This is a genomic window from Brachybacterium muris (assembly GCF_016907455.1).
GTDB classification, from domain to species: Bacteria; Actinomycetota; Actinomycetes; order Actinomycetales; family Dermabacteraceae; genus Brachybacterium; species Brachybacterium muris.
This window is the reverse complement of record NZ_JAFBCB010000001.1, coordinates 1597920-1624583: the sequence shown is the minus strand read 5'-3', so window position 1 is coordinate 1624583 and position 26664 is coordinate 1597920. Positions and strand designations below refer to the sequence as shown.

Annotated in this window: 28 protein-coding genes; 23 read left to right on the top strand and 5 right to left on the bottom strand. The window is 65.5% G+C overall.

Features of this window, described 5'->3' with window-relative positions:
* Nucleotides 1-39 precede the first annotated feature (39 nt).
* From JOD52_RS07535 to JOD52_RS07510, 6 genes are all read left to right on the top strand, one after another.
* Nucleotides 40-1050 carry a CPBP family intramembrane glutamic endopeptidase gene (locus JOD52_RS07535; RefSeq protein WP_239551829.1) on the top strand — a complete coding sequence of 337 codons (1011 nt, stop codon included), beginning with the start codon at nt 40-42 and terminating at the stop codon, nt 1048-1050.
* Between the two features lie 104 nt (nt 1051-1154).
* Nucleotides 1155-1814 (top strand): MFS transporter, encoded by a 660-nt coding sequence (locus tag JOD52_RS16980; protein WP_338124063.1) that lies wholly within the window; start codon nt 1155-1157, stop codon nt 1812-1814.
* Between the two features lie 133 nt (nt 1815-1947).
* Entirely contained in the window at nt 1948-3510 is a 1563-nt protein-coding gene (istA, locus tag JOD52_RS07525; protein WP_204408388.1) for an IS21 family transposase, read from the top strand.
* A complete protein-coding gene (locus JOD52_RS07520) occupies nt 3507-4253 on the top strand; it encodes an ATP-binding protein (protein ID WP_338124028.1) in 747 nt (248 codons plus the stop codon). Before istA (JOD52_RS07525) ends, JOD52_RS07520 begins: the two co-directional genes overlap by 4 nt.
* 125 nt (nt 4254-4378) lie before the next feature.
* The gene (locus tag JOD52_RS07515) at nt 4379-5128 is read left to right on the top strand and encodes an MFS transporter (RefSeq protein WP_239551828.1); all 750 of its coding nucleotides are present in this window, start codon (nt 4379-4381) and stop codon (nt 5126-5128) included.
* A 92-nt stretch (nt 5129-5220) separates the two neighbouring features.
* Complete coding sequence (locus tag JOD52_RS07510; protein WP_338124062.1) at nt 5221-5838, top strand: formate/nitrite transporter family protein; 618 nt, start codon at nt 5221-5223, stop codon at nt 5836-5838.
* Nucleotides 5839-5842: 4 nt separating this feature from the next.
* On the opposite strand, the gene JOD52_RS07505 is transcribed toward JOD52_RS07510, so the two are convergent.
* The 4 genes from JOD52_RS07505 to JOD52_RS07490 form a co-directional block, all read right to left on the bottom strand.
* Nucleotides 5843-6973: an ABC transporter ATP-binding protein gene (locus JOD52_RS07505; protein ID WP_204409253.1), complete on the bottom strand. Its 1131-nt coding sequence runs from the start codon at nt 6971-6973 to the stop codon at nt 5843-5845.
* A gap of 33 nt (nt 6974-7006) precedes the next feature.
* Nucleotides 7007-8314, bottom strand: coding sequence for an ABC transporter substrate-binding protein (locus tag JOD52_RS07500; RefSeq protein ID WP_204409252.1), 1308 nt, complete (start codon nt 8312-8314; stop codon nt 7007-7009).
* A gap of 89 nt (nt 8315-8403) precedes the next feature.
* A complete protein-coding gene (locus JOD52_RS07495; protein WP_204409251.1) occupies nt 8404-9330 on the bottom strand; it encodes a carbohydrate ABC transporter permease in 927 nt (308 codons plus the stop codon).
* 3 nt (nt 9331-9333) lie between these two features.
* Nucleotides 9334-10269: an ABC transporter permease subunit gene (locus JOD52_RS07490; RefSeq protein ID WP_204409250.1), complete on the bottom strand. Its 936-nt coding sequence runs from the start codon at nt 10267-10269 to the stop codon at nt 9334-9336.
* A gap of 565 nt (nt 10270-10834) precedes the next feature.
* Between JOD52_RS07490 and JOD52_RS07485 the strand changes: the two genes are divergently transcribed.
* From JOD52_RS07485 to JOD52_RS07435, 12 genes are all read left to right on the top strand, one after another.
* On the top strand, nt 10835-11218 hold the full coding sequence (locus JOD52_RS07485) for a VOC family protein (protein WP_204409249.1): 384 nt from the start codon (nt 10835-10837) through the stop codon (nt 11216-11218).
* A gap of 72 nt (nt 11219-11290) precedes the next feature.
* On the top strand, nt 11291-12436 hold the full coding sequence (locus tag JOD52_RS07480; RefSeq protein WP_204409248.1) for a VOC family protein: 1146 nt from the start codon (nt 11291-11293) through the stop codon (nt 12434-12436).
* Complete coding sequence (locus tag JOD52_RS07475; RefSeq protein WP_204409247.1) at nt 12426-13022, top strand: GNAT family N-acetyltransferase; 597 nt, start codon at nt 12426-12428, stop codon at nt 13020-13022. Before JOD52_RS07480 ends, JOD52_RS07475 begins: the two co-directional genes overlap by 11 nt.
* Nucleotides 13023-13091: 69 nt before the next feature.
* Nucleotides 13092-13331 (top strand): AbrB/MazE/SpoVT family DNA-binding domain-containing protein, encoded by a 240-nt coding sequence (locus JOD52_RS07470; RefSeq protein WP_204409246.1) that lies wholly within the window; start codon nt 13092-13094, stop codon nt 13329-13331.
* Nucleotides 13328-13729, top strand: a complete 402-nt coding sequence (locus JOD52_RS07465) for a PIN domain-containing protein (RefSeq protein ID WP_204409245.1) — start codon at nt 13328-13330, stop codon at nt 13727-13729. Before JOD52_RS07470 ends, JOD52_RS07465 begins: the two co-directional genes overlap by 4 nt.
* Before the next feature lie 152 nt (nt 13730-13881).
* Nucleotides 13882-14250, top strand: coding sequence for a hypothetical protein (locus JOD52_RS07460; RefSeq protein ID WP_204409244.1), 369 nt, complete (start codon nt 13882-13884; stop codon nt 14248-14250).
* Between the two features lie 108 nt (nt 14251-14358).
* Nucleotides 14359-16491 carry a DNA methyltransferase gene (locus JOD52_RS07455; RefSeq protein ID WP_204409243.1) on the top strand — a complete coding sequence of 711 codons (2133 nt, stop codon included), beginning with the start codon at nt 14359-14361 and terminating at the stop codon, nt 16489-16491.
* A complete protein-coding gene (locus JOD52_RS07450) occupies nt 16491-19067 on the top strand; it encodes a DEAD/DEAH box helicase (RefSeq protein ID WP_204409242.1) in 2577 nt (858 codons plus the stop codon). Before JOD52_RS07455 ends, JOD52_RS07450 begins: the two co-directional genes overlap by 1 nt.
* 9 nt (nt 19068-19076) lie before the next feature.
* Nucleotides 19077-20669, top strand: coding sequence for an AAA family ATPase (locus JOD52_RS07445; protein ID WP_478209879.1), 1593 nt, complete (start codon nt 19077-19079; stop codon nt 20667-20669).
* A complete protein-coding gene (locus JOD52_RS17465; protein WP_275579096.1) occupies nt 20666-20794 on the top strand; it encodes a hypothetical protein in 129 nt (42 codons plus the stop codon). Before JOD52_RS07445 ends, JOD52_RS17465 begins: the two co-directional genes overlap by 4 nt.
* Nucleotides 20795-21194: 400 nt before the next feature.
* The gene (gene istA / locus JOD52_RS07440; protein ID WP_204408388.1) at nt 21195-22757 is read left to right on the top strand and encodes an IS21 family transposase; all 1563 of its coding nucleotides are present in this window, start codon (nt 21195-21197) and stop codon (nt 22755-22757) included.
* The gene (locus JOD52_RS07435; protein ID WP_338124028.1) at nt 22754-23500 is read left to right on the top strand and encodes an ATP-binding protein; all 747 of its coding nucleotides are present in this window, start codon (nt 22754-22756) and stop codon (nt 23498-23500) included. Before istA (JOD52_RS07440) ends, JOD52_RS07435 begins: the two co-directional genes overlap by 4 nt.
* A 100-nt stretch (nt 23501-23600) precedes the next feature.
* On the opposite strand, the gene JOD52_RS07430 is transcribed toward JOD52_RS07435, so the two are convergent.
* Nucleotides 23601-23756 (bottom strand): hypothetical protein, encoded by a 156-nt coding sequence (locus JOD52_RS07430; RefSeq protein ID WP_204409240.1) that lies wholly within the window; start codon nt 23754-23756, stop codon nt 23601-23603.
* A gap of 431 nt (nt 23757-24187) precedes the next feature.
* Between JOD52_RS07430 and JOD52_RS07425 the strand changes: the two genes are divergently transcribed.
* From JOD52_RS07425 to JOD52_RS07405, 5 genes are all read left to right on the top strand, one after another.
* Nucleotides 24188-24448 carry a hypothetical protein gene (locus tag JOD52_RS07425; protein WP_204409239.1) on the top strand — a complete coding sequence of 87 codons (261 nt, stop codon included), beginning with the start codon at nt 24188-24190 and terminating at the stop codon, nt 24446-24448.
* A gap of 138 nt (nt 24449-24586) precedes the next feature.
* Nucleotides 24587-25072, top strand: coding sequence for a TIR domain-containing protein (locus JOD52_RS07420; RefSeq protein WP_204409238.1), 486 nt, complete (start codon nt 24587-24589; stop codon nt 25070-25072).
* Entirely contained in the window at nt 25053-25502 is a 450-nt protein-coding gene (locus JOD52_RS07415) for an HIT family protein (RefSeq protein WP_204409237.1), read from the top strand. The genes JOD52_RS07420 and JOD52_RS07415 overlap by 20 nt, the downstream gene beginning before the upstream one ends.
* A complete protein-coding gene (locus JOD52_RS07410) occupies nt 25495-25989 on the top strand; it encodes a hypothetical protein (protein ID WP_052946980.1) in 495 nt (164 codons plus the stop codon). The genes JOD52_RS07415 and JOD52_RS07410 overlap by 8 nt, the downstream gene beginning before the upstream one ends.
* A 12-nt stretch (nt 25990-26001) precedes the next feature.
* Nucleotides 26002-26628, top strand: coding sequence for a hypothetical protein (locus JOD52_RS07405; RefSeq protein ID WP_204409236.1), 627 nt, complete (start codon nt 26002-26004; stop codon nt 26626-26628).
* Nucleotides 26629-26664 lie beyond the last annotated feature (36 nt).

Below are 26664 nucleotides of genomic sequence, written 5' to 3'. Positions count from 1 at the left end.
GACGTGCACGGCAGGCCCTCCCTTTGAAAGGGTCGAGGCATGACGAACATCTATCAGGAGCCTTCCGTCCCTGAACGGGCCGGTGCTCCCACCCCCGACCCGAACCCGACGCCCGCCGTTGCCTCGGTACGGCCACCGGCCGTCGACCAGAGCCGCCCCTTCGGTGCTCACGTGCGCATGAGCTGGTGGAAGCCACTGGTGATCGTGCCCCTGCTGATCATCCTGATGCTGGTGATCCAGATCGTCGCCAGCGTCGGTGTGGTGATGTTCGAGTGGCTCGTGCTCGGCAACGAGCCGGACATGGCGAATCTCGCGCTGTCGCCGCTGATGATGCTGGCCGCGAACCTGAGCATCGCCGCGATGGCACCGATCTCGATCGCTCTGATGCGGTGGATCGGGAAGGTGCCGGTGCGTGAGCAGTTCGCCCTTGCCCGCCGCGCCTCCTGGGGGCGACTGGGCGTGTACACCGGGATGTTCCTGGTGCTGCTGCTGGTGGTCAACGCGATCTTCTTTGTGATCGACCCAAGTTCCCTGCAGGCCATCTCCCTCAGCGGTGGGGTGATCGCACTGATCGTCATCACCCTGTTCACCACCCCGTTGCAGGCCGCTGCCGAGGAGATCATGTTCCGCGGCGCGATCATGCCGTCGGTCGCCTCATGGATCCGCCCCGCGAAGGTGGCTCTGGTGGTGGGTCTGGTGGTCTCCAGCATCATCTTCGGCATCATGCACGGGTCGGTGGACCCGTGGCTGCTGAGCTACTACACGATCTTCGGCGCCGCGATGGCTGCGATGGCCGTGATCAGCCGAGGTCTGGAGGCCCCGATCGCCCTCCACGTCGTCAACAACGTGGTGATCATGGTGATCGGCGCGCTGGGGTCGGACGATGGTGCGATCGTGATCGACCGCTCGGTGGGCATGGGCGGACCGTTCATACTGGCGTTCATCGCGATGGATCTGGTGGCCGTGGGGCTGGTGTGGCTGTACGAGCGCCGTCGACGCGCCCAGCAGAAGGACAACGTCCGCGGGGGAGTAGCGCAGCCCACTGCCTGAGATGTATCGGGAAGTGCCGCCACCTCCCTAGGATGGTGCGGTCGAGCCGGGCGGGATCCTTGCGACCCTGCCCGGCTCATCCTTTTCCCCTCGAAAGGACCCCCGTGGCTTCCCCCGCCCGCCAACCCCGCCGCGATCAGAGCGATCAGCACGAGCAGTACCCGCAGCACGACGAGCACGTCCCCACCACGACCGGCTCGATCCCCACCATCACCGGTGCGATCCCCGTGATGGAGGACGAGGCCGACCGCGACCTGGCCCACCTTCCCGATGAGCAGGACCTCTCGCGCACCCGCGCCAAGGTCACCGTGATGGTGATCGTCGTGCTCACCACGCTGAGCGCCATCGGCCCGCTGGCCACCGACATGTACATCCCGGCGTTCCCCCAGGTGGCCTCCGACCTCGCCACCAGTGCCGCGAGCCTGCAGTTCACCCTGACCGCCTTCTTCGTGGGCACCGCCACTGGCCAGGTGGTGGCTGGGCCGCTCTCGGACCGCATCGGGCGGCGCACCCCGCTGCTGATCGGCATCGTGCTGTGCCTGCTGGCGTCCATCGGCTGCGCCCTCGCCCCGAGCGTGGAGATCCTGCTGTTGATGCGGGTGCTCCAGGGCATCGGGGGCGGCTTCGGTATGGTGCTGGGCCGGGCAGTCCTCATAGACATGACCGACGGCCCCGAGCTGTTCCGGATCATGAACATCATGCAGGGCATCGGCGGGATCGCCCCGATCGTCGCACTGAATATTCGCCTCGCTGGGGTCCGCTGATCGAGGGTTCGGGTGCCACGTCGCTGCCGTAGCGGTGGCGTCGTTCGGGACCACCAGTGGTGTCGTTGGGGCCGCTCTGTCTACGCTCCTTCCGCCGTGTGTATAGGGCACGCGGCGGAAGGAGCAATCTGGAATGGTACGGAAGATCAGGGCGAAGCTGGTGCTCCAGCTGCGCGCAGAAGGTCTGTCGGGGCGAGCGATTTCGTCCTCGCAGGGCATGTCCCGCAAGTCCGTGAGGGCGGTGTTCGAGGCCGCTGACGCTGCAGGGATCGGGTGGGGCGATATCGCGGACGTCGCCGATGAGCAGGTGTATGCCCGGTTGTTCCCGGGCCGGGGCGAGCACGAGAGCGTGTTCGCACAGCCGGACTGGGAACAGGTCCATCGAGAGATGGCCAGGGTCGGCGTGACGCTGAAGCTGTTGCACGGCGAGTACTTCGACGCGACCACGGCGGCTGGGGATCCGGCGATGGGGTATGACCGGTTTTGCCGCACCTACCAGCACCACGTCATGGTCACCGGTGCCGCTTCGAGAGTCGGTCACAAGGCCGGCCAGAGCGTGGAGGTCGACTGGTCCGGCCCCACGATGGAGCTGGCCGATCCGGTCACCGGCGAGGTCTCGAAGGTGTTCTTGTTCGTTGCCTGCCTGCCTTTTTCTCGTTACGCGTTCTGCTTCCCGGCGCTGGATATGCGCCAGGAGTCCTGGCTGCGAGCGCACGTAGCGATGTTCGAGGCGCTGGGCGGGACGGTCCCGAGGATCGTTCCGGACAACCTCAAGACCGGTGTGGTGAAGCACCCCCGCGAGGGCGAGATCGTCCTGAACGATGCGTATCGCGAGATGGCAGCGCATTACTCGGCGGCGGTGCTCCCGGGGAGGGTGCGGAAACCGAAAGACAAGGCGAGCGTGGAGAACACCGTCGCGCACGTCGCGACCTGGGTCATCGCCGGGCTGCGGGATCAGCGATTCACGTCCCTGCCCGAACTTGCAGCCGCCATCGGGCAGCGGATGGAGGCCTATAACGCGGAGCCGTTCCAGAAGCGGCCCGGATCCCGCGCCAGCGTGTTCGACGCGGAGGAGCGGCCGCTGCTGACGCCGCTGCCGGCGGTGCCCTACGAGATCTCGACATGGCACTACGGACGACGAGTGGGCAGGAACGGGCACGTCACGTTCGCGCGGAACTTCTACTCCGCGCCGTTCGCGCACATCGGCGCGAAGGTCGATCTGCGCATCACGGCCCGGACGCTGGAGATCTATCAGGGCAGCCAGCGACTGACCAGTCACCTGCTGCTCCCGGAGACCGCGAGCAATGAGTACCGCACCAACGACGCGGACCTACCTGCGGGCGAGCGTTTCCAGGCCTGGGACGCGCAGAGGGTGCGGGCGTGGGCAGATCGGGTCGGGCCGGCCACGGTGATCGTGATCCAGCGGATCTTCGAGTCCGTGCCGATCGTGGAACAGGGCCTGGATCCCGCGTTGGCGGTGCTACGGCTCTCTCGCCGCTTCTCCGTAGATCGGGTCGAGGCGGCCTGCGCACTCGCGCTGACGGGACGGGTCCGTTCACCGCGCTATGCGCATCTGCACCCGATCTTGGCCACCGGGCAGGACAAGGTCGCCGCCCTGCGTCCACCCCGCGAGGAACCCGCGGAAGACGGCGGATACGTCCGTGGCGCCGACTACTACGCCGGAGGTGTCCGGTGAGCGTGATCGATAACGACACGAAGCGGAAGCTGCGCGAGATGGGCGCGACCGCGCTGCTGGACGCGATCGATGCCCAGGATGAGGCTCACGTGCTGGGGATGTCGTTCCAGGAACGGCTCCAGCTGATCGTGGACGAGGCGCATTCCATCTTCAATCATGGAAAGGTCGAGGGTCTGATCCGCCGGGCGGGGCTGCGTTATCCCGGAGCGGACCTGCGGCGGCTGGATCTGGTCGAGGAACGGGGACTGAACCGGAACGTGATCGCGCAACTGGCAACCTGCTCCTTCATCCAGCGGCAACAGAACGTGGTCTTCCAGGGCTTCACCGGCTCAGGGAAGTCCTACCTCGGCTGCGCGCTGGCGAAGCAGGCCTGCCAGCACCGGCTCCGAGCCCACTACATCCGAATGCCCGACCTCGAAGAGGCCTGGGCCCTGGCAAAGGACAAGCCGCAGGGCCAGACGAAGTTCCTGCGGAAGTACTCCACGTTCTCGCTGCTGGTGATCGACGAGTGGCTGCTGGACCATCCTGACGAGGGAATGCGTTCGATGCTGCTGGAACTGCTCGAGCGCCGCTATGACACCGGCTCGACCGTGTTCTGCACCCAGTACCCGAAGAAGGACTGGCACGCCCGGCTCGGTGGAGCAGTCCACGCCGATGCGATCATGGACCGCATCGTGCACAACACAATCTGGATCGACACCGGCGACAGGAACATGCGAGAACACACCGCACTGCCCCAGTGACCCGATGCCGGCGGGAGCCAGTGGTCCCCACCGCGGCGGCTACTGGCCCCCGTCGGCACGATCGGCGGTCCCCAAGAGCAAGATTCGGTGGCTCCCACGACTACGAATACTCAGTCGCACCGCTGATGGGCGGCCTGATCCTGGTGGTCGGGCAGTGGCGCGAGATCTTCTGGGCGATCGCGGCGATGTCCCTGATCTCGTTGCTGGGCACACTGTTCCTGATCCCCGAGTCATTGCCGCAGGAGCGCCGCCATGCCGGCGGCTTCCGTACCTTCCTGCACAACGCCGGGACTCTGCTGCGGCGACGCCTGTTCGTCGCCTACATGCTGGTCAACGCCTTCTCGGCGTTCGCGCTGATGGCATACGTCTCCGCCTCCAGTTTCGTGGTGCAGGAGATGCTGGGCTTCACCTCCACCCAGTACTCCGTGAGCTTCGCGATCAACTCCACGGGCATGATGGCCGCCGCGTTCCTCTCAGCCCGCCTCACCCGCACCATCCACCCCCGCCGCATCATGCGAGTGGCGCTGGCGGTGGTGAGCCTGGCGAGCTTCGCCCTGCTGATCGGCAGCCTGTTCTTCGACACCCCGGCCTGGATCGTGCTCCCGGCGTTCTTCTTCACCGTGGCTCCGCAGGGCATGATCTTCGGCAACGGCGCAGCGATGGCCTCCGAGCAGGCCCGCGAGTTCGCCGGGACCGGCTCGGCGATGCTGGGCCTTGGCTTCTCCTTCTCGGCCTCCCTCGCCGCGCCGCTGGTGGGTATCGCCGGCACCCATTCCTCGTTGCCGATGGCGATCACCATGGTGGTCGGCTCCCTCATCTCGATCGGCTGCTTCGTGCTGGCCGGCCGGCACACCCCCTCGGCGCAGCGCGCATAGGCTCCCGGTATGGATCAGGACCAGCAGCGCCGACGACTGGGCAGCAACGACCTCGACATCAGGACGAGCTTCTGGACGAGGCGGTCTCCACGGTGGCGGAGGGCGCGGAACGACTGAACCGCAAATGGCCCGAGCTGATCATCACCGGCCTGTTCGGTGGGATCGACGTGGGTCTCGGCATCCTGGCGATGGTGCTGGTCAAACAGGCCACCGACTCCGACATCCTGGCCGGGATGGCATTCGGCGTGGGACTGCTGGCCCTCAAGCTCGCCCACTCCGAGCTGTTCACCGAAGAGTTCCTGCTCCCGCTGAACGCCGTGATCGCCGGCCAGGGCACCTGGTGGCAGGTGGTGCGGCTATGGGCGGTGAGCCTGGTGACCAACCTCGCCGGGGGCCTCGCCTTCGCGTGGCTGATCGTCGTGTCCCTGCCCGGGTACCACGACACCATCATCGGGACCGCCCACAAGTACCTGGATCAGGACTCGCTGCCGGTGATGATCGGTCTGTCCCTACTGGCGGGAGCGACCATCACACTGTCCACCCGCATGCAGCAGGGCACCTCCAATGACGTGGTCACGGCGCTGGTGTGCCTGGTCTCGGGCCTGCTGGTGATCGCCCTGCCACGAGTGATCCGCACCTGGCGCATCCTCGGCGCCCTGCGCCGCGACGAGCTCACCCTGGAGCAGCTGGAGGAGCAGGCCGAGGGCTGAGCCCTCAGAGGTACTCGAGGTTGATCTCGCTGTCGGGGTGGAAGAAGGAACAGGAGCCGGGTCGAGGTCGCAACCAGAGCACATCCCCCTGCACCGCGTCCTTGGCGGAGTCCAGGCGCACGGCGATCCGCTTCTGCCGGATCGACACAGTGGAGCCCGGGGTCACCTGGGCCACGCAGTAGGCGAAGGCCTCTGCCCCCAGGTTCTCCACCAGCTGCACCTCCAGGGGCACGCACTGGTCGTCACGGTCCTCATCGGAGCGGGAGACGATCTCCCAGTGCTCCGGCCGCACCCCCACCAGCACGCGATCGGCGATCTTCTCGTCGAACTCGGGCGGCATGCCGAGGTCCAAGCGGTGGCCCTCGCCCAGCAGGGCGCGGCCCTCCTTCACGGTGACGCCCTCCAGGATCGTGATCGAGGGGGAACCGATGAACTCGGCGACGAAGGTGTTACCCGGGTGCTCGTACATGTGGGTGGGCTCGTCGACCTGCTGCAGCACCCCGTCCTTCAGCACCGCCACCCGATCGCCCATGGTCATCGCCTCGGTCTGATCGTGGGTGACGTACACGGTGGTCACCCCCAGGTCGCGCTGCAGGGAAGCGATCTGGGCGCGTGTGGCCACGCGCAGCTTCGCATCGAGGTTGGACAGCGGCTCGTCCATGCACCACACCTTGGGGTCGCGCACGATGGAACGGCCCATCGCCACGCGCTGCCGCTGGCCGCCGGACATCGCAGCCGGCTTCTTGTCCAGCAGTGGCTCCAGCTCGAGCATCCGGGCCGCCTCCTGCACCTTGCGGGCGATCTCGTCCTTGGGGAGCTTCAGGTTCTCCAGGGCGAAGGCGATGTTCTGCCGGGCGGTCATGTTCGGGTACAGCGCGTAGGACTGGAACACCATGGCCACGTCACGATCACGGGCACGCATCTCGGTGACGTCCTGGCCGTCGATGAGGATGCTGCCCTCGTCTACCGGCTCCAGTCCGGCGAGCATCCGCATCGCGGTGGACTTGCCGCTGCCGGACGGTCCCACGAGCACCAGGAACTCGCCGTCGACGATCTCCAGGTTCACGCGGTTCACGGCCGGCAGGCGTGCAGGGTCGAAGATGCGGGACGCCTGGCGGAAGGCGACGTGGGCCATGGTGGTCTCCTTGGACGGGGGAGTGGGTGTGGGTCAGCCGAGCAGCGGCTCGATGTCGCGCTCGATGACCTCCTGGGTCTCGTCGGACAGCGACTGGAAGACGGTCTGCACGTCCTCGTCGCCGATGGTGATGCGGTCCAGGCCGCCGCCGATCCGGGCACCGCCGCCGGGGACGAAAACGCGGGCCGCGTCCTGCGGGGCGGTGTTCTCGGCCAGTTGGTCGATGGCGGTCTGCGCGTTGGGGTTCTCCTCGAGGTAGGCGACCTCGTCGGGGTGCTCCAGTGCGGACTTCCGCACCGGCATGTAGCCGGTGGCCTGGGTGAACGTGATTGTGTTCTCCGTGCTGGTGATGAAGTCCATGAACTTCACGGCGATCGCCTTGCGCTCGTCGGAGATCCCCGCGGGGATCGCCAGTCCGGCACCGCCGGTGGCGCAGGACGGACCGGGGCCGGGAAGGAAGGTGGTGTGGAACGGGGCGGAGGCGGTGTCGTTCAGTCCGCCCAGGGACCCGGTGGACTGCAGCAGGCCTGAGGCCTCGCCGATCGCGAAGGTGTTGCTCGCGTTGGCGTCGATGGCGATGTGCCCGGCGCGCACCTGCTCCTGGAGGAACGTGCCTGCCTCGACCGCCTCGGCGGAGGTGAAGGTGGGCTCCCATCCCTCGGAGTACTTCCCGCCGAAGGCCCAGATCATGCCCTGGAAGTACCAGTCCAGGTAGTTGGCACCGTCCGGGACCACCAGGGCGGGCTTGCCGTCGTTGGCCTCCACGATCTTCGGGGCCCACTCGGCGAACTCCTGCCAGGTCTCCGGTCCACGGTCGGTGGGCAGCCCGGCAGCGGTGAGCACGTCGGTGTTGAAGTACATCAGGCAGGTGGAGCGGCAGTACGGCATGCCGTAGTGCTTGTCCTCGAAGGTGTAGTCCTCACGGAGGGTGTCCACGATGTCGTCGGAGTCGATGTCGTTCTCGGTCCACAGGTCGTCCAGCGGCGTGGTCGCCTCGTTCAGCGCGAAGTTGAACCAGGTGACGTCCGAGGCGATGAAGACATCCGGCAGATCACCACCGGTGAGGGCGGCGTTGACGCGCTGGGCGAGCTCCTCGTAGTTGGCGCCGGCGCTGACCAGGGCGGCGGGGGTATCGGGGTTGGCCTCGTTCCAGGCGTCGATCATGGCCTGCTCGAGCTCCTTGGAACCACCGGGGTGGTTCGACCAGAACTGGAGGGTGCCGTCGCCCTCCTGCCCGCCACCGGATTCTGACCCGGCACCGGCACCGGAGCAGGCAGCGAGGGTGAGTGCGGCGGCGGAAGCGCCGGCCAGGCCGATGAAACTGCGACGGTCGACGGACATGAGTGTCTCCTTGTTCGGGGTGGTGCGGGGGAGGGCCCGGGAGGGTCTCCCGGGAGAACGTGGGCCGATGGGTCGGCCGGGGGTGTGGGTCAACCCTTCACAGCGCCTGCCGTGAGGCCCTTGATCATCTGCTTCTGCAGCAGCGCGAAGACGATCAGCATGGGGATGGTGGTGATGACGGTTCCGGCCATTACCGGGCCCCAGTTGGTCATGCCCTCGGCGTCCTGCAGCTGGGTCAGACCGATGGGCAGGGGGATCACGCTGTCGTCGTTGGCGATCAGGAACGGCCACAGGTATTGGTTCCACTCGGTGACCACGGTGATCAGCGTGAAGGCGCTGAGGGTGGGCCAGGACATCGGCAGGACGACCTTGAACAGGGTGCGGAAGAAGCCGGCGTGGTCCATTTCGGCCGCTTCCATGATCTCGGTGGGCAGGGACAGGAAGTGGTTGCGCATCAGGAAGGTCCCGAAGGCGACGCCCGCCAGCGGCACGATGATGCCGATGAAGGTGTTGCGCCAGCCCCACTGCGCCACCAGCGCGTAGTTGGAGATGATGGTGATCTGGTTGGGGACCATCAGTGAGCCGATGACCAGGACGAACAGCAGGTCCCGTCCTGGGAACTTCAGGAACGCGAACCCGTAGGCGCTCAGCACTCCCAGCGTCACCTCCACCACGGTCAGCGCCGAGGTGATGATCAGGGAGTTGCGCAGGTACATCCCGAAGTTGAGGTTGTTGAACACGTCCACGTAGTTGCCCGGGACGAAGGGGTCGGGGATCCAGCTGATGGGGTTGGAGTAGATGTCGCCGTGGGTCTTCAGCGAGGTGATTACGATGAAGTACAGCGGCAGCAGGAACATCAGCGCCGCGAGGACCATCGCTGCGTACCCGGCGATCCTGCCGGCGGGGGAGCCGGCATCGCCCACTGCCGCGGCGCGCCGGCGCTTCTGTGCGGCGGTGAGGGTGGGCTCTGCCTCGACGGTGGTGCCTGGTGTTGGAGGGAGGACGACGGTGCTCATCGGTCAGGACTCCTTCTGCAGCCGCGCCTGGATCACCGTGATGATCAGGACGAACGCGAACATCACGGTGGCCACGGCTGCGCCGTACCCGGCCTGGGAGTTCACGAAGGTCTCCTGGTACACCTGGTAGACCATCGTGGTGGTGGCAGTCTCGAACGGGCCGCCCTTGGTCATCACCTGGATGATGTCGAACACCTGGAACGAGTTCAGCAGCACCGTGATGGACAGGAACACCGTGGTGCCTCGCAGCTGCGGCAGGGTGATCCGCCAGAAGCGGCGCCACGGGGGAGTGCGGTCGATCTCGGCGGCCTCGTCCAGGTCGGCACGGCGGCCCTGCAGTGCGGCCAGGTAGATCACGAAGGTGTAGCCGAGGTTCTTCCAGAAGTAGGTGAAGGTGACCATGAACAGGGCCCACCAGCGGTGCTGGTAGAAGTTCGGGGACTCCACAGAGGTCCACGCCAGCAGCTGCTGGACCAGCCCGAAGTTCGGGTCGAACACGAACTGGAAGGCGACGCCGATGGCGGCTCCGGCGATCACGTAGGGGGCGAACACGACGGCGCGCACGAAGTTGCGCCCGCGCAGGTTGCGGTCCAGCACCAGTGCCAGGCCCAGCCCGGCGACCATCGACCCGACGACCGTGGCCCCGGTGAACAGGAAGGTCTGCAGCATGATCTGCCAGCTCTCGGGGTCCGAGAAGTAGCGGACGTAGTTGTCCAGACCCACGAACCTCATCCGCGGTGAGGAGATGTTCCAGTGGTAGAACGAGATGCGGATGTTGTCCAGCAAGGGGCGGTAGGTGAACACGAGCAGCAGGGCCATGTTCGGCAGCACCAACAGGGCTGCGAGGCCCACGTGCCGCCAGTTCACGCCGCGCTTGCGGCGCAGCGGGGCCTGATCATCCGCGATCGGTTCGATCCCGGGGATGGAGTGTGTGGTCACGACGGGGACTATGTCCGGCGGCGGTGAACGCTCCGGGCGACGTTGCTGACCAGAGGGTGAACCGCGCGGCCCGGGAAGGGCGCGTCGTTGCGGGCGCAAGATGAACAGCGGGTGATCCGCCCGGGTGCCGCGCGATCCGGTCTCGACCCAGGCCGCTGCATTCGTACTGGTCATGATGATGCTGGGCCTCGAGCAGTTCGGCTACCGGTAGGTCACCAGAAGGTTTCCGGTGGGGGTCTTCCTGCGTCCTGGAGGCGTCCGCGTGAGGGTGATCACCGGAGTCGGAGATACCGGACTGCCGTCGATTCCGGCCCCCTGACCTGGGCAGACGTACACGAATCGGGCGGATGCATGGCGGTTTCGCTGCATGTTCTCGCGGGGGAGAGGCGGCCGTTCAGACCTGGGGGACCGGGATGCGAGGAACCGGGGAACGCGGGGTGAACATTCCTGGCGGGCGGTCTTGTGGCACGCCGGAGACATGCCTAGCCTGAGCGCCATGGTCAACGATGCGCAGGTGCCGGCTGACGGCGAGACCGCGGGGGAGAGGTAGCCATCGATCCTCCAGGTGGTCCTCGATGCCGAGGACGCCCGTGGGCTCGCAGAGTTCTACCGACAGCTGTACGGCCTCCACTACCGACCCGGCGACGAGCCCCCGGCTGAGGGGGAGGCGGACGACGACGGGTGGCTGGTGCTGCGCGGTGCCGGGATCTCCCTGGCGTTCCAACGCACCGAGAAGGTGGCGCGGTCCACATGGCCCTCGAGCGAGGTGCCTCAACAATTCCACCTCGACACCACCGTGCCCACCATCGACGAGCTGGAGCGGCAGAAGGACAGGGCTCTGGCTCTGGGGGCCACACTCCTGCTGGACCGCACGGATGACCCGGAGGAACCGCTGTACGTGGTCGCCGATCCTGCGGGCCATCCGCTGTGCATCTTCGTGAGTGAGTGACACCAGCTCTTCTCCCGCGCGGCAGTGCGCTCTAGTATGTGCCGTATGACGGGGCTCACACCGGGGTGGTCGATGATCGACGGCGCTGCGACGGCATGGTTCGAGACGTCGTCCCTGGTCGATTCGGTGGCGCTGGGACGACGCGTCGCGGAGCGGGTGCCCGCGAGCAGCATCGACGTGCGACATTCGGGGCTGCAGGTTCGACTCAATCCGGACGAGGACGTCGCGGCAGTGGCCGGAGGAATCCTGGAGCTCGGCTCTGTGGCGAGCGAGGCGGCGCCTCCACGGATCGGCCTGGTGATGGAGTCCCCGCACCCGGAAGCCGTCTCCGGTTTCTGGCACAGCGCGCTTGGCTATGTGCCGGGGGAGCGGGGCGCACTTTCAGACCCCCTGCAACGGGATCCAGCGTTGCAGATCCGCGCCTCGAGCGAACACCGACCCCTGCGCAATCGGATGCACGTGGACGTGGTGCGGCCGTCAGCTGTTGTCGAGCAGGTGAGCCCGGGGGAGCCCGGTGGTCCGTACGGGCTGCGTCACAGCGACGCCGATGGCAACGAGGTGGACCTGGTGCCGGGAGAGCCCTACGGTGACGGCCCCGGCACGGACGGCTGGCAGGCGGTGTTCAGCGTGATGGCCTGCTACCGGATCGGTTCGACCGCCCAGCAGGTGGCGGTGGCCGATACGGCGGCCACCATCGCCACGGAGGTCGGCTTTCCCCTGGTGATCGACCTGCGCCCTGGGCTCGTGATCCTGGATTCCGGCAAGGACCAGGCCGATGCCGAGGCACACGGCCTGAACGTCGATGTCGCTTCGATGGCCCGGAGGATCCAGCGAGCAGCCCAGGATCTCGGTGCTGCCACCGATCCGATGCTGCCGCGGTTTGTCCAGTTCGTGCTGGATGCCGCCGATGTCGCGGCGGTCCGGGCCTTCTGGTGCGCCGTGCTCGGGTACGTGCCTGACCGGCGAAATGACGTCACCGACATCGTCGACCCGAGGCGGTTGAACCCTGTGCTGGTGTTCCAGGATCTCGAGGCCGACGAGGAACGACGCAGCCAGCGCAATCGCCTGCACCTCGAACTGACGGTGCCGCCCGGCCAGGGACGAACGCGTCTCGATGCGGCGCTCGGCGCCGGAGGCCGACTGCTCGAGGAGGCGCCGGGACTGTGGGCCCTCGCCGATCCGGAGGGGAACGAGCTGGTGATCATCGATGGCACCTGAGGCCGAGCAGGCGGAACAGCCGGTGATCAGGCCGCTGAGCCCTGATACGTGGGACGCCTTCGCAGATCTAGTGGAGCGTCACAACGGCATCTTCGGTGGGTGCTGGTGCATCTACTTCCATCCGGACTGCGCGGAGCGCGGCCAGAGCGCACAGGGGAACCGTGAGTTGAAGAAACAGCTGGTCAGCGGGGGACAGGCGCACGCTGCACTGGTGATGATCGGAGATGAGGCCGTGGCCTGGGCCGAGTACGGGACGCCGACTGAGCTGCCGAACATCCACCATCGCAAGCAGTACCTCGCCGAGGCCGATCTGGAGCCGGACTACCGCATCACCTGCATCTTCGTGGACAAGCGATACCGCAGGAACGGATTCGCCCGGGTCGCGCTGGATGGAGCTCTGGCGCAGATCGCCGAGGCGGGCGGCGGCGTCGTGGAGGGCTATCCGCACGAGATCGGCGAGAAGCGGATGAACAACTCGTTCGTCTACAACGGCACGCGCACCATGTACGAGGACGCCGGGTTCGAGTTCATCCGATCCAAGGGACTGCGCAACACCGTCATGCGGCGATCGGTAGAGGCGGCCTGATCCTGCGCACTCTTTGCTCGACCGGCATGACACGCCTTACCCTCATGTAAGGAGAAGGAGAGTGTTGCCATGCCGATCTCAACGGTGACAACGAAGGGTCAGATCACGATCCCCAAGTCGGTGCGGGAAGCCCTGGGCCTTACCGCAGGGTCCAAGGTGGCCTTCCAGATCCACGAGGATGGATCTGTCTCCATGTCGACGAAGCATGAACGCGCGACAAAGCTGCTGGGATTGATCCCGTACGACGGCCCGCCGTTGACTCTCGAGGACATGGACGAGGCCATCGCCGAAGGCGCGACCTCGTCGTGATCGCACTGGACACGAACGTCCTGGTGCGCGTCCTGCTGGACGACGACCCGGATCAGCATGACGCTGCGCGCGAACTCCTCGAGTCCTTGTCGATCGAGCGCCCAGCCTGGATCGGGCCTATCGTCCTGGTCGAAACATACTGGGTGCTGACCAGGGTCCGGAACGTGAGCGTCGAGATGGTGCTGTCAGCTTTTCGTCAGCTTCTGGGGACACCCGAGCTCGTCTGTCCACGCGGGCTGAAGGAAGTCCTGGACGCCGCCGCGGCTGGGGCTGACTTCGCCGACGCGATGATCGACGTCGGTGCGCGTGACGCACATGCACGCACGGTGATGACCTTCGACAAGCGAGCCGCGCAGCACCTCGGCTGGGCCTTACTGGGCACGAGCGGGTCGCGCTGACCCCCATCACCACCCCTTGTACCCAACGCCGATAATGTACGTTATGTAAAGTCCGGCGGAGAGGCGAAGGCTCGTTGCTCTGACCCCTATGTCTGCTCCCGCGAAACCTGGCCACTCTCCCTCCCTCCCCCGAAGCACGTGACGCTCGGTCCATGCTGGATGCCTACTGCGAGGCGATGGCTGCCGCCGGTACCCCCGTGGTCAAGGCAGAGACGCTCCTTACCGGCATTCGGGCAGCGCTCCGTGCTGGCTACTCCCCTCGCTCGGTCCTCATCGGTCTGGGCATGTGGGACTCCGAAGGCTTCCGCAGTCCAAGAAAGATCGAGGAGCCGGTCCAGAAGTCGGCACGTCAGGCTCCAGAGCCCGTCCATGCCATGAGCGTCGACGATCTCCTGGCCGAGGGCCGGGAGCGCTACACACGCTTTCTGGGACGCAAGGTCATGGCCACCCCGTCCAAGGCTGATCTTCGTCGCGAGCGGTCGATGGCAGCCGTCAGGGCGTACATCGAAGGATCACCATGACTGAGCGTCGTCGTCCTCGGCCCAGCCTGGCGGGTTCTGTCGGTGCCCCGGAATACCATGAGCGGAGCGGGTCTGAAGCGCTCGCAGACGGTGAAGGAGACGTAGCGAGTGTCGCGACTGACTGAACTACTAAGGCAGGCCCGCAAGGCCGACAAGCAACTCGGTGACGACCTGGAGAAGGAGTTCGCCGCGCTGCTGAAGCGACGGACCTTCGGCCTGGTCTTCGAGCAGCACCAGCCCGAGGTCGTGGAGTTGCCCGGGCGCACGGTGCGTCGGGGCGACAAGGTGCGGGTGCTCCCGCCCCGTGGGGAGGTCAAGCCCGGGGACCAGCGCTTGTGGCGGGTCGAGCAGATCGAGCGCGTGGATGGGAGCCGAGTCGCGCACCTGCTGGAACTGGACGCTGAAGAGCCAGAAACCCAGTCCGTCATCACCGACGACCTGGTGGTGGTCGCGGAGTTCAACGACCGCATCTACCCGGGCCTCGTGGAGACGGGGCGGGTCGAGCGCGGCGGGGACAAACCCTTCCACACGGTCATCAACGCGGAGAACTACCACGCCCTGGAGATGCTCACCTACACGCACGGGCACTCCATCGACGCCATCTACATCGACCCGCCCTACAACACCGGAGCGAGGGACTGGAAGTACAACAACAACTACGTCGAAGGGGATGACGACTACCGGCACTCGAAGTGGCTGGCGTTCATGGAACGACGGCTGGAGGTGGCGCGCGAACTGCTCAATCCCGAAGACTCGGTGCTCATCGTCACGATTGACGAGAAGGAGTACGCTCGCCTTGCTCTGCTCCTGGAGCAGACTTTTCCCGCTGCACGAATCCAGATGGTAAGCACACTGATCAACCCCGCCGCTGTAGCGCGCGCTGGTTACTTCGGCAGGTCAGACGAGTATTACTTCTTCGTCATGCAAGGAACCGCTGGGGCTCGCCCCCTGCCTCTCCCTGGCGAGTGGGTCACGACTGCGGGCCGAACGCACAAGGGGGAGATTCGTTGGGACTTGTTGCGCAAGTCGGGATCAAGCCCGACTAGAGCCGGTCACCCTGAAACCTTCTACCCGTTCTTCATCAACTTGGACGGCAAGAGCATCCACAGCGTTGGTGAGCCAATCGGGGTAGGCGCTGATCGGCACGCCACCGTGGCTCCCGAGGGGACTTTCGCAGTCTGGCCCATCCGCCAGAACGGAACCGAGGGCCGCTGGCGGCTGAAGCCAGCGACCGTGCGAAAAGTGCTAGAGGCTGGCTGCATCCGAATCGGAACGGTGAAGGGCGAAACAACCCCGATCTACTACCTGGCCGAAGGTGAGAGAGCCAAGATCGAGGCGGGGGTATACACGGTGATCGGGAGGAGGAGCGACGGCTCCGTCGAAACATCGACGCTGGCACTGGCCGAGAGAAACACCGTTCCGGGCACTCAGTGGAGGATCGGGTCGCACGACGCAACTCAGTATGGGACCCGACTGTTGCTCAACTTCATGCCGGACCGCAAGTTCCCATTCCCCAAGTCCTTGTATGCCGTTGAAGATGCACTCCGGTTCTTTGTCAAGGACAAGCCTTATGCCGTCGTACTTGACTTCTTCTCCGGCTCCGGCACCACAGCGCATGCCCTCATGCGGCTGAACAAGCAGGATGGTGGTCGTCGTCAGTGCATCTCGGTGACGAACAACGAGGTCAGCGCCGACGAGCAGCGCGCTCTCCGCAGGCAGGGTCTGCGTCCCGGAGATGAGGACTGGGAGTCGCAGGGTATCTGTGACTACATCACCAAGCCCCGGGTGACCGCCGCGATCACGGGCAAGACGCCAGAGGGCGAACCAATCAAGGGTGATTACAAGTTCACAGATGAGTTCCCCATGAGCGAGGGCTTCGAGGAGAACGCGGCCTTCTTCACCCTGACCTACGAGGCCCCGTTGTCGGTGCGCCACAACCGGGCGTTCGAGCGGATCGCTCCGATGTTGTGGATGAGGGCCGGGTCGCAGGGGCGGATCATCACCGACCTGGGCGAGGACGGCTGGGACGTGGCCGAGACGTACGCGGTCCTGGGGAACCTGGATCAGGCCGGGGACTTCGTGGCCCGGGTGGCTGAGGAGGAGTCGGTGCGCACGGCGTTCATCGTCACGGATGATGACTCGGCGTTCCAGATGGTGTGCCGTGACCTGCCTAGCGCGGTGCTCCCGGTGCGGCTGTACGAGTCGTACTTGCAGAACTTCATGCTGAGGGGTGGTCGCTGATGCGCTACACGTTGAAGGACTACCAGGGCGAGGCCGTCCGGGACGTGCTGCGGAACTTGGAGCAGGCCAGGGACATGTACCACCGCTACGGCTCCAAGACGCAGTTCTCCCTCACGGCGACGACCGGCGCGGGCAAGACCGTGATGGCTGCTGCGGTGATCGAGGCGCTGTTCTTCGGCAACGACGAGTTCGACTTCGACGCCGACCCGGGCGCGGTCGTGCTGTGGTTCTCCGATGATCCGTCACTCAATGAGCAGTCACGGGCGCGATTGCAGGAGGCCGCGAGTGAGTTGGACTCGCGGCTGCGGGTCATCGAGACGACGTTCTCCGAGCCCTCGCTGCGTCCCGGCCACGTCTACTTCCTGAACACGCAGAAGTTGTCGAAGAACTCGCGCCTGGTGCGAGGCGAGCCGACCCCACTGCCCGGGCAGGAGCGGCTGTTCCAGCCGCGTCCGGATGAGATGCAGACCTCGATCTACGACGTGATCACCAACACGGTCGAGAACAAGGACCTCACGCTGTACTTCGTGCTGGACGAAGCCCACCGTGGGATGGGGACGACGAGCAAGGACCGAAGCACCATCGTGCAGCGGCTGATCAACGGCAACGGCGCGGTGCCGCCCATGCCGGTGGTGTTCGGCATCTCGGCCACGGTGGAGCGGTTCGAGGCCGCGATGAAGGATGCGAAGGGTCGGACTGCCCTGCCTTCGGTGGAGGTGGACTCCGCTCTGGTGCAGGCGTCGGGGCTGTTGAAGGACGACATCGTTCTGAGCATCCCGACCGAGCAGGGGGTCTTCGACACGGTGTTGCTGCGGCGGGCGGTGGAAAAGGTCCGCGCCTCGACGGCGGCGTGGCTGGCGTATGCCGATGAGCAGGAGGAGGCCGATCCGGTCATTCCGTTGCTGGTGGTGCAGGTGGGTGACAAGCCCACCACCGAGACGCTGGTGCGGACGTTGGACACGATCTATGACGCCTGGCCCGAACTCGGCCCCGACGCCGTGGCGAACGTCTTCGGGGAGCACCAGGACCTGCTGGTCGGCCAGCAGGGCGCGCCGTACATCGAGCCCCAGAGGGTGCAGGATGCCACGCACGTGCGGGTGCTGCTGGCCAAGTCTGCGATCTCCACGGGCTGGGACTGCCCGCGCGCTGAGGTGCTGGTCTCGATGCGCCCGGCGAAGGATCGGACCCACATCACCCAGTTGCTCGGACGGATGATCCGCACCCCGCTGGCACGGCGCATCCCGGGCAACGAGTTGCTCAACTCTGTGGACTGCCTGCTGCCGTTCTTCGACCGCAAGACCGCCACGGGCGTGGCAGAGATGCTCATGAAGGGCGCGACCTCCAAGGACGAGGAGGACAACGACACCGGAGGCGGTGAGGGACGCCGTGTCCTCTTCGACCCGGTGGACCTGCACCCCAATCCCAAGGTGCCCCAAGAGGTCTGGGACCGCTTCGCGGCCCTGCCCTCGGTGACGATCCCGAAGAAGGGCGTCAAACCCATCCGCCGACTCACCGCGCTGGCAACGGCACTGTCCAAGGACGACCTGGTCGAGGAGGCCGTGGAGAAGGCCCACAAGCACCTCCACGCGGTCCTGGACGGTCGCGCCGTGCAGTACCAGGAGAAGGTCGACCAAGCGCGTGAGGACGTGCTCACGATGAGCGGTGAGGAGGCCCGAGGCCGGATCGGTGGCGGGTTCTCCTACAAGTCGTTCCAGGAGTCGGCTGACCCTCGGGCCATCGAGGACTCCTACCGGGCCGCTGCCCGTGTCCTGAGCCCCGCCCTGTGCTCCTCCTACGTCAACCACCTGGTCGGCCCGGACGGCGACGATGACGACCTCCTGGAGGCCAACATCACCGTCGCTGCCCTCGGGCGGGTGCCCGAGATCGCAGAGGCCGTCGAGACCGAGGCCGACGACCTGGCCCGGATCTGGCTCAACCAGACCCGCGTCGCCCGCAAGGGACTGTCGGACGAGCGGCAGGCGGAGTACGACCGCTTGGAGGGCATGTCCACCCACCCTGAACGCATCTCCCTGACCGTGCCCAAGGCAGCCCAGGCCGAGACGATGGTGCGTGAGAAGGACGGGACCGAGAGTCCGCTGGAGACCCGGCTCATGCACCTCATGGCGGCTGAGGACGGCACCTACCCGATCACGCTCAACGAGTGGGAGCGGAAGGTCCTCGACTCCGAGGCCAGGCAGCCCGGCTTCAAGGGCTGGTACCGCAACCCCGCCCGGGCCACGAAGGAGTCTCTGGCCATCGCCTACAAGGAGGACACCGGCACCTGGAAGGCAGTCCGGCCCGACTTCATCTTCTTCGGCACCGATCACACGGGTGCCGTAGTGGCTGATCTGGTGGACCCTCACGGCCACCACCTCTCCGATGCCCTGCCCAAGTTGCGAGGGCTGGCGGCGTTCGCGGAGAAGTACCAGGGCGAGTTCCGCCGCATCGAGTCCGTGGCCGAGACCGGAGGCACCATGAAGGTCCTCGACCTGACCAAGCACCACGTCCGACAGGCCATCCGAGACGCAAAGAACGCCAAGGGACTCTACGAGTCCGGCGTAGCGAGCGACTACTGAGGGCATGATGTGAGAGTCGAGTCGATCCACCTCCGCAACTTCCGTAGGTTCAGTGACCTGAGCATCGTTGGCTTGCCAGAGTCAGCGCGGCTCATCGTCCTTGCTGGCCCGAACGGCGTGGGCAAGTCCTCGTTCTTTGACGGGCTTCAAACTTGGTATCGCCTTGCTGCCTGGAGCCGTGCTGAGGGCAGCCCAACCTACGCTGCCAAGGTGGGGGTGGCGGACCCATCTGAGTGGTACCAACGGGTCACGGTGAATCTCCACGGCGGTGCCCGAGAGCAGGCTCTCCTCCAGGAATCGTCCCTCTACTTCCGGACGGCATACCGTCACGAGGCCGACTTCAGCATCCAGCACCTGTCCCAACCGCCGCGCCCGAACGAGAACGGAGGACCCGCACGGAGGGCTGTGGACGAGGATAGGTCTGTCTCAGAGAACTACCAGCGACTGCTGTGGGCGACCTTCTCTGCCGTCTACGACGATGTGACTCCGGATAGAACTACCAAGGCAGAGATCAGAGACCGCGTTACCGGAAGGCTCCGTGAGGCCGTCCTGCGAGTGCTGCCCGATCTGACGTTGACACGGGTGGGAGCACTGGGAGCAGGGCACTCCTTCGAGTTCACCAAGGGAATCGCGACCGGGTTTCCGTACCTCAACCTCTCGGCGGGCGAGAAGGCCATCTTCGACCTCCTTCTGGACGCGGTTGTGAAGGCGGACTACTACACGGACTCGATCTGGTGCATTGACGAGCCCGAACTTCATGTCGGCACAAAGGCGCAGGGCCGTCTGCTGCGCGAGTTGATGAGTGTGCTTCCCGAACAGTCTCAACTCTTCCTCGCCTCACACAGCCTCGGGCTCATGAGTGAGGCCGTGAAGATGGCACGAGAGAGCACTGGCGAAGTGATCTTCTTGGACTTCGAAGGCCACGACTTCGATGTTCCTGTCACGCTCCAGCCGGTGACGCCAGACCGACAGTTCTGGAAGCGAATGCTGGCCGTAGCGCTGGACGACATGGCCACGCTCGTGGCCCCCGCGATGGTCGTGATGTGCGAGGGCAGTTCTGATGGGTTCGACGCGCGGTGCTACCGGACCATCTTCACGTCTGAGTTCCCCGACGTTGACTTCATCTCGGTTGGCAACAGCGATGATGCCCAGAGCGACAAGATCGGTCTCACCTCCGCGTTGCAGACACTTACCCAGGGAACGAAGGTCATCAGGCTTCGAGATCGCGATTTGGCGAGTGACGAAGAGGTGGAGCGTTGGCGTGCTGCCGGAACCTCGGTGCTCACGCGACGACACATTGAGGCGTACCTCTTCGACCCCGAGGTGTTAGACGCCTTCTGTGACAGCATCGGACGCAGCGACGCCAAGCGAGATGTTCGAGACATCTACCACTCGCAGATGGCAGCACTCTCGGGACGAGGCAAGGATGCGGATGACGTGAAGTCCGCCTCTGGCCCGATGTTCGTTGAGATTCGAAAGGCCCTGTCGCTCGGTCGCCCCGGGACTACAGCGCGCTCGTTCGCGGAGGACAAACTGGCCTCTCTGGTCCAACCCGACATGGCCATCTACCAGGAGTTGCGTCGAGACATCTTCGAGACGTGAGTCCCCGGTCTAAGGTCCTGGGTTCTCAGGCCCTGGGCACCTGGCAGAATGACCTCTCCAGCGCCTCCCTGAACTCGATCCCCGGCAACTCCCGCCACGTGTACCGCTGCCACCGCGAGGGGTGACGAGGAGCACCGCCGACCCACCAGGTCGGCAGGGCGCGATCCTCGATCTTCTCGTCAAGCCACCTCACTTGATCCCGGTGATGAGTCCGTGCCTCACCACTCGGCTCCTGCGTGCCGTAGGCCAGCAGCACCCCATCGCAGTCATCGAGCCCCGAGACAAGATGTGGTCGGGCGTCGAGCCACCCTTCGCGGGTCCGCCCGAGGTCAGCGATGCCGCCGCTGCGATAGGTCGGCAGGATGAATATTCGCCTCGCTGGGGTCCGCTGATCGAGGGTTCGGGTGCCACGTCGCTGCCGTAGCGGTGGCGTCGTTCGGGACCACCAGTGGTGTCGTTGGGGCCGCTCTGTCTACGCTCCTTCCGCCGTGTGTATAGGGCACGCGGCGGAAGGAGCAATCTGGAATGGTACGGAAGATCAGGGCGAAGCTGGTGCTCCAGCTGCGCGCAGAAGGTCTGTCGGGGCGAGCGATTTCGTCCTCGCAGGGCATGTCCCGCAAGTCCGTGAGGGCGGTGTTCGAGGCCGCTGACGCTGCAGGGATCGGGTGGGGCGATATCGCGGACGTCGCCGATGAGCAGGTGTATGCCCGGTTGTTCCCGGGCCGGGGCGAGCACGAGAGCGTGTTCGCACAGCCGGACTGGGAACAGGTCCATCGAGAGATGGCCAGGGTCGGCGTGACGCTGAAGCTGTTGCACGGCGAGTACTTCGACGCGACCACGGCGGCTGGGGATCCGGCGATGGGGTATGACCGGTTTTGCCGCACCTACCAGCACCACGTCATGGTCACCGGTGCCGCTTCGAGAGTCGGTCACAAGGCCGGCCAGAGCGTGGAGGTCGACTGGTCCGGCCCCACGATGGAGCTGGCCGATCCGGTCACCGGCGAGGTCTCGAAGGTGTTCTTGTTCGTTGCCTGCCTGCCTTTTTCTCGTTACGCGTTCTGCTTCCCGGCGCTGGATATGCGCCAGGAGTCCTGGCTGCGAGCGCACGTAGCGATGTTCGAGGCGCTGGGCGGGACGGTCCCGAGGATCGTTCCGGACAACCTCAAGACCGGTGTGGTGAAGCACCCCCGCGAGGGCGAGATCGTCCTGAACGATGCGTATCGCGAGATGGCAGCGCATTACTCGGCGGCGGTGCTCCCGGGGAGGGTGCGGAAACCGAAAGACAAGGCGAGCGTGGAGAACACCGTCGCGCACGTCGCGACCTGGGTCATCGCCGGGCTGCGGGATCAGCGATTCACGTCCCTGCCCGAACTTGCAGCCGCCATCGGGCAGCGGATGGAGGCCTATAACGCGGAGCCGTTCCAGAAGCGGCCCGGATCCCGCGCCAGCGTGTTCGACGCGGAGGAGCGGCCGCTGCTGACGCCGCTGCCGGCGGTGCCCTACGAGATCTCGACATGGCACTACGGACGACGAGTGGGCAGGAACGGGCACGTCACGTTCGCGCGGAACTTCTACTCCGCGCCGTTCGCGCACATCGGCGCGAAGGTCGATCTGCGCATCACGGCCCGGACGCTGGAGATCTATCAGGGCAGCCAGCGACTGACCAGTCACCTGCTGCTCCCGGAGACCGCGAGCAATGAGTACCGCACCAACGACGCGGACCTACCTGCGGGCGAGCGTTTCCAGGCCTGGGACGCGCAGAGGGTGCGGGCGTGGGCAGATCGGGTCGGGCCGGCCACGGTGATCGTGATCCAGCGGATCTTCGAGTCCGTGCCGATCGTGGAACAGGGCCTGGATCCCGCGTTGGCGGTGCTACGGCTCTCTCGCCGCTTCTCCGTAGATCGGGTCGAGGCGGCCTGCGCACTCGCGCTGACGGGACGGGTCCGTTCACCGCGCTATGCGCATCTGCACCCGATCTTGGCCACCGGGCAGGACAAGGTCGCCGCCCTGCGTCCACCCCGCGAGGAACCCGCGGAAGACGGCGGATACGTCCGTGGCGCCGACTACTACGCCGGAGGTGTCCGGTGAGCGTGATCGATAACGACACGAAGCGGAAGCTGCGCGAGATGGGCGCGACCGCGCTGCTGGACGCGATCGATGCCCAGGATGAGGCTCACGTGCTGGGGATGTCGTTCCAGGAACGGCTCCAGCTGATCGTGGACGAGGCGCATTCCATCTTCAATCATGGAAAGGTCGAGGGTCTGATCCGCCGGGCGGGGCTGCGTTATCCCGGAGCGGACCTGCGGCGGCTGGATCTGGTCGAGGAACGGGGACTGAACCGGAACGTGATCGCGCAACTGGCAACCTGCTCCTTCATCCAGCGGCAACAGAACGTGGTCTTCCAGGGCTTCACCGGCTCAGGGAAGTCCTACCTCGGCTGCGCGCTGGCGAAGCAGGCCTGCCAGCACCGGCTCCGAGCCCACTACATCCGAATGCCCGACCTCGAAGAGGCCTGGGCCCTGGCAAAGGACAAGCCGCAGGGCCAGACGAAGTTCCTGCGGAAGTACTCCACGTTCTCGCTGCTGGTGATCGACGAGTGGCTGCTGGACCATCCTGACGAGGGAATGCGTTCGATGCTGCTGGAACTGCTCGAGCGCCGCTATGACACCGGCTCGACCGTGTTCTGCACCCAGTACCCGAAGAAGGACTGGCACGCCCGGCTCGGTGGAGCAGTCCACGCCGATGCGATCATGGACCGCATCGTGCACAACACAATCTGGATCGACACCGGCGACAGGAACATGCGAGAACACACCGCACTGCCCCAGTGACCCGATGCCGGCGGGAGCCAGTGGTCCCCACCGCGGCGGCTACTGGCCCCCGTCGGCACGATCGGCGGTCCCCAAGAGCAAGATTCGGTGGCTCCCACGACTACGAATACTCAGGCAGGACGAAGAGGTTGGCAATGGTGGCTGTCTCGAAGCCGAGGATCGTCGCCGCCTGGTGCACGCGGGCAATGGTGCGCTGCCCGCTGGTCTGGGAGGGCGGGTTGCTTCCCACCACCAGCAGGGTGCCGCGCTCAGTCACCCGGCAAGCCTACGCGAGAGTCTGCGTGCCCCAAAGGAGGAACTACACCGTTGTCATTAGCAGCAACTAGACTTCTTCCCAAGAGCACCGAAGCCCCGAACTCTCCGGGGTGGAGCGCTCAGGGCCTGGTGTCTAGTTGGCGAACTAGGACTCCGACTCTAGTCGTTCCATGCGCAGTGCTCGCAAATGGGCCACGGCCCAGAACGGAGGCGAGCCCCATGGCACGCACCGCGAGTAGGAGCGCCCGCACAGGGCGTTTTGTGAAGGCTTCGACCGCGCGTCGGAGTCCCCGGACGACCACGACCGAACGGATCGGTCGGGGCACGTCCAACAAGACGACCGTCCACCGCTCCACCATCACCGGGCGGTTCGTCAAGGAGTCCACGGCCCAGCGCCACCCGAGCACGACGATCAGTCAGCGGGTGTGAGCCATGGCCAACTTCAAGATGAGTCCCGGCTGGGAGAAGGAACTGGAGAAGGCCGTCCGGCCCGCCCTGAAGGACATCGCGTCTGACTACCAGAAGATGTTCGACTCCCTCCTCCGTCGCTACAAGGGTCGGCCCGTCTCCGAGATCAAGCCTGTGCTGCGGCGCGAGTGGTCTCGGGTCGGGGGGTCGATCTCCGATCCCGAGTTGACCGAGTACGCGACGCACATCAGCGAGGGCACTCGCATCCAGATGCGGGTCAAGTAGGTCAGGTGGGGTGCAGCGGCGAGGGGAAGCGTCCGCTGCACCCCATCCCCCTCTGGCGGTGATCCAGGTGTGTCGGACCCGCCTGCTAGAGATGTTCGTGAGCCCGGCCAGACCGGGGACCACGAGAAAGGAGCCATCATGGCCAAGTCAGTCTTCTACTCATTCCACTACGACAACGATTGGTGGCGTGTGAACACCATCAAGTCGATGGGCGTCATCGAGGGCCAACCGGTCCTCGACTCCCAGGACTGGGAGAGCGTCAAGCGACAGGGCGAGGATGCCATCTGGCGATGGATCAAGAAGCAGATGGCGGGCAAGGACGCCGTGGTCGTTCTCGTGGGCTCCGGTACCGCGAACAGGTCATGGGTTCGAAAGGAAATCGCCTACGCCTGGGACAACTACATCCCGCTATGCGGCGTGCGCATCCACGGACTGAAGGACCAGAACCAGCGCACGGCGAGCGCAGGACCCGACCCCTTCGCACAGGTGTCGTTGCAGGGCGGAGGAACCATCGCAGACTTCATCCAGCCGTACAACCCAAGCGGCTGGGACAGCCAGTCCGTATATGCGGACATCAAGGCCGCCCTTCCGAAACTGGTTCAGAATGCCTACGTACGAGCCTGACTGCCCATTCTGCGAGATCGTCCAGCGGGATGACCCAGACGCCCGCGAGGTCTACCGGGACGAGCACGTCGTCGCCTTCTTCCCGACCGAGCCCGCCGTTCTCGGCCACACCATGGTCGTGCCACGAAAGCACGTTCCGGACATCTGGTCACTCTCCGAGGAGACGGCGGCTCATCTCGCCCGCGCAACAGTTCGGCTCGCCGGGGCGATCCGCGAGGCGCTCCACCCCGAGGGGCTCAACGTCATCCAGTCCAGCGGAGAAGCGGCGACCCAGACCGTGTTTCACCTCCACGTGCACCTCGTGCCTCGCTGGGACGGCGATGCGATGGGACCGATCTGGCCGGAGGATACGGACTACAGCGAGGCAGAAAAGGACCATGCGCTTGGGGCCGTGCGTGAGGCGTGCAGAAGACTCCGCGACGATGTGTGAACCGAAGCCGCCGCAGCGTGACCCTGAGGACACTCGCAAGCACCTCGACTTCATCCAAGCCATCGTCACCCGCATGTCCGCCGCGTCTTCCACGGCCAAGGCGTGGCTCTTGCCGGTGGTGACTGCTGCTTACGGCTATGCGCTGACGCAGAACGCCGAATCCGTGGCCTTGCTGGGGGTCGGAGCGACGCTGCTGTTCGCCTATCTGGACGCCAACTACCTCAGGCAGGAGAAGCGCTATCGCTGCCTGTATAGGGCAGTTGCCGAGGGAGACCCCGATATTCAGGCATTCACTCTCAGCACCAAGGCGTTGCCAGCCAGGTTCACCCGTGACGAGACAGGGGGCTGGAAGGATGCGCCCGAGTGGCTGGAAAGGTTGCTGCCCGGACCGTCCGTATGGAGGTCTTGGTCAATCGCCCCCGTCTACCTCACCCTGGTCCTCCTGGGTGTGGGCATCGTGGCGAGAGTGGCCGGGGCGTCTCCATGAAGGGGTCACACGATGGATGACACTTTCTGGGGCCTGTCGGCCACGGGCTGGACTGCCTACTACACCCTGCTGACCGCTGGACTCCTTCTGGTCGCCATCGCCGCTGCCTTATACGCCCGGAACCAGGTGCAGATCGCCCGGGCCGCCCAGCGAGAAGCAACTCGCCCGTACATCATCGTGACTGCGGAACCGTCGCCAATCGGCTGGCGGGTCATGGACCTGGTAATCCGAAACATCGGGCAACGCCCTGCGTACAACGTCAAGGTCAGTTTGACCCCAGAGCCTGTCCGGGCCAACGAAACGCCTGGAGCCCCCATCAGCGAAGTGCGGTGGTTAAGAGAACCCATTCCGATGCTTGCTCCAGGTCAGGAGTTGCGCACGTTCTACGACGCCATGGACGAACGCCTGAACTCAGGGAGGTCGGACCTGCCGACCAGTCACGATTACTCGGTTGAGTACGACGAAGGCACCGTCGCCGCGAAGAAGGGCAAGCCTGATCACCGGGACTCAGGAGTAGTGGACCTCAACGCGATGGCGGGGGCCATGCAGCCCGACGTGTACAACATCCACCATGTCGCTTCCGCGCTTCGTGACATCAAGAAGGAAGTCGCCAAGATGAATAGGTCCGGGACCTACTGAGTATTCGTAGTCGTGGGAGCTGAGTATTCGTAGTCG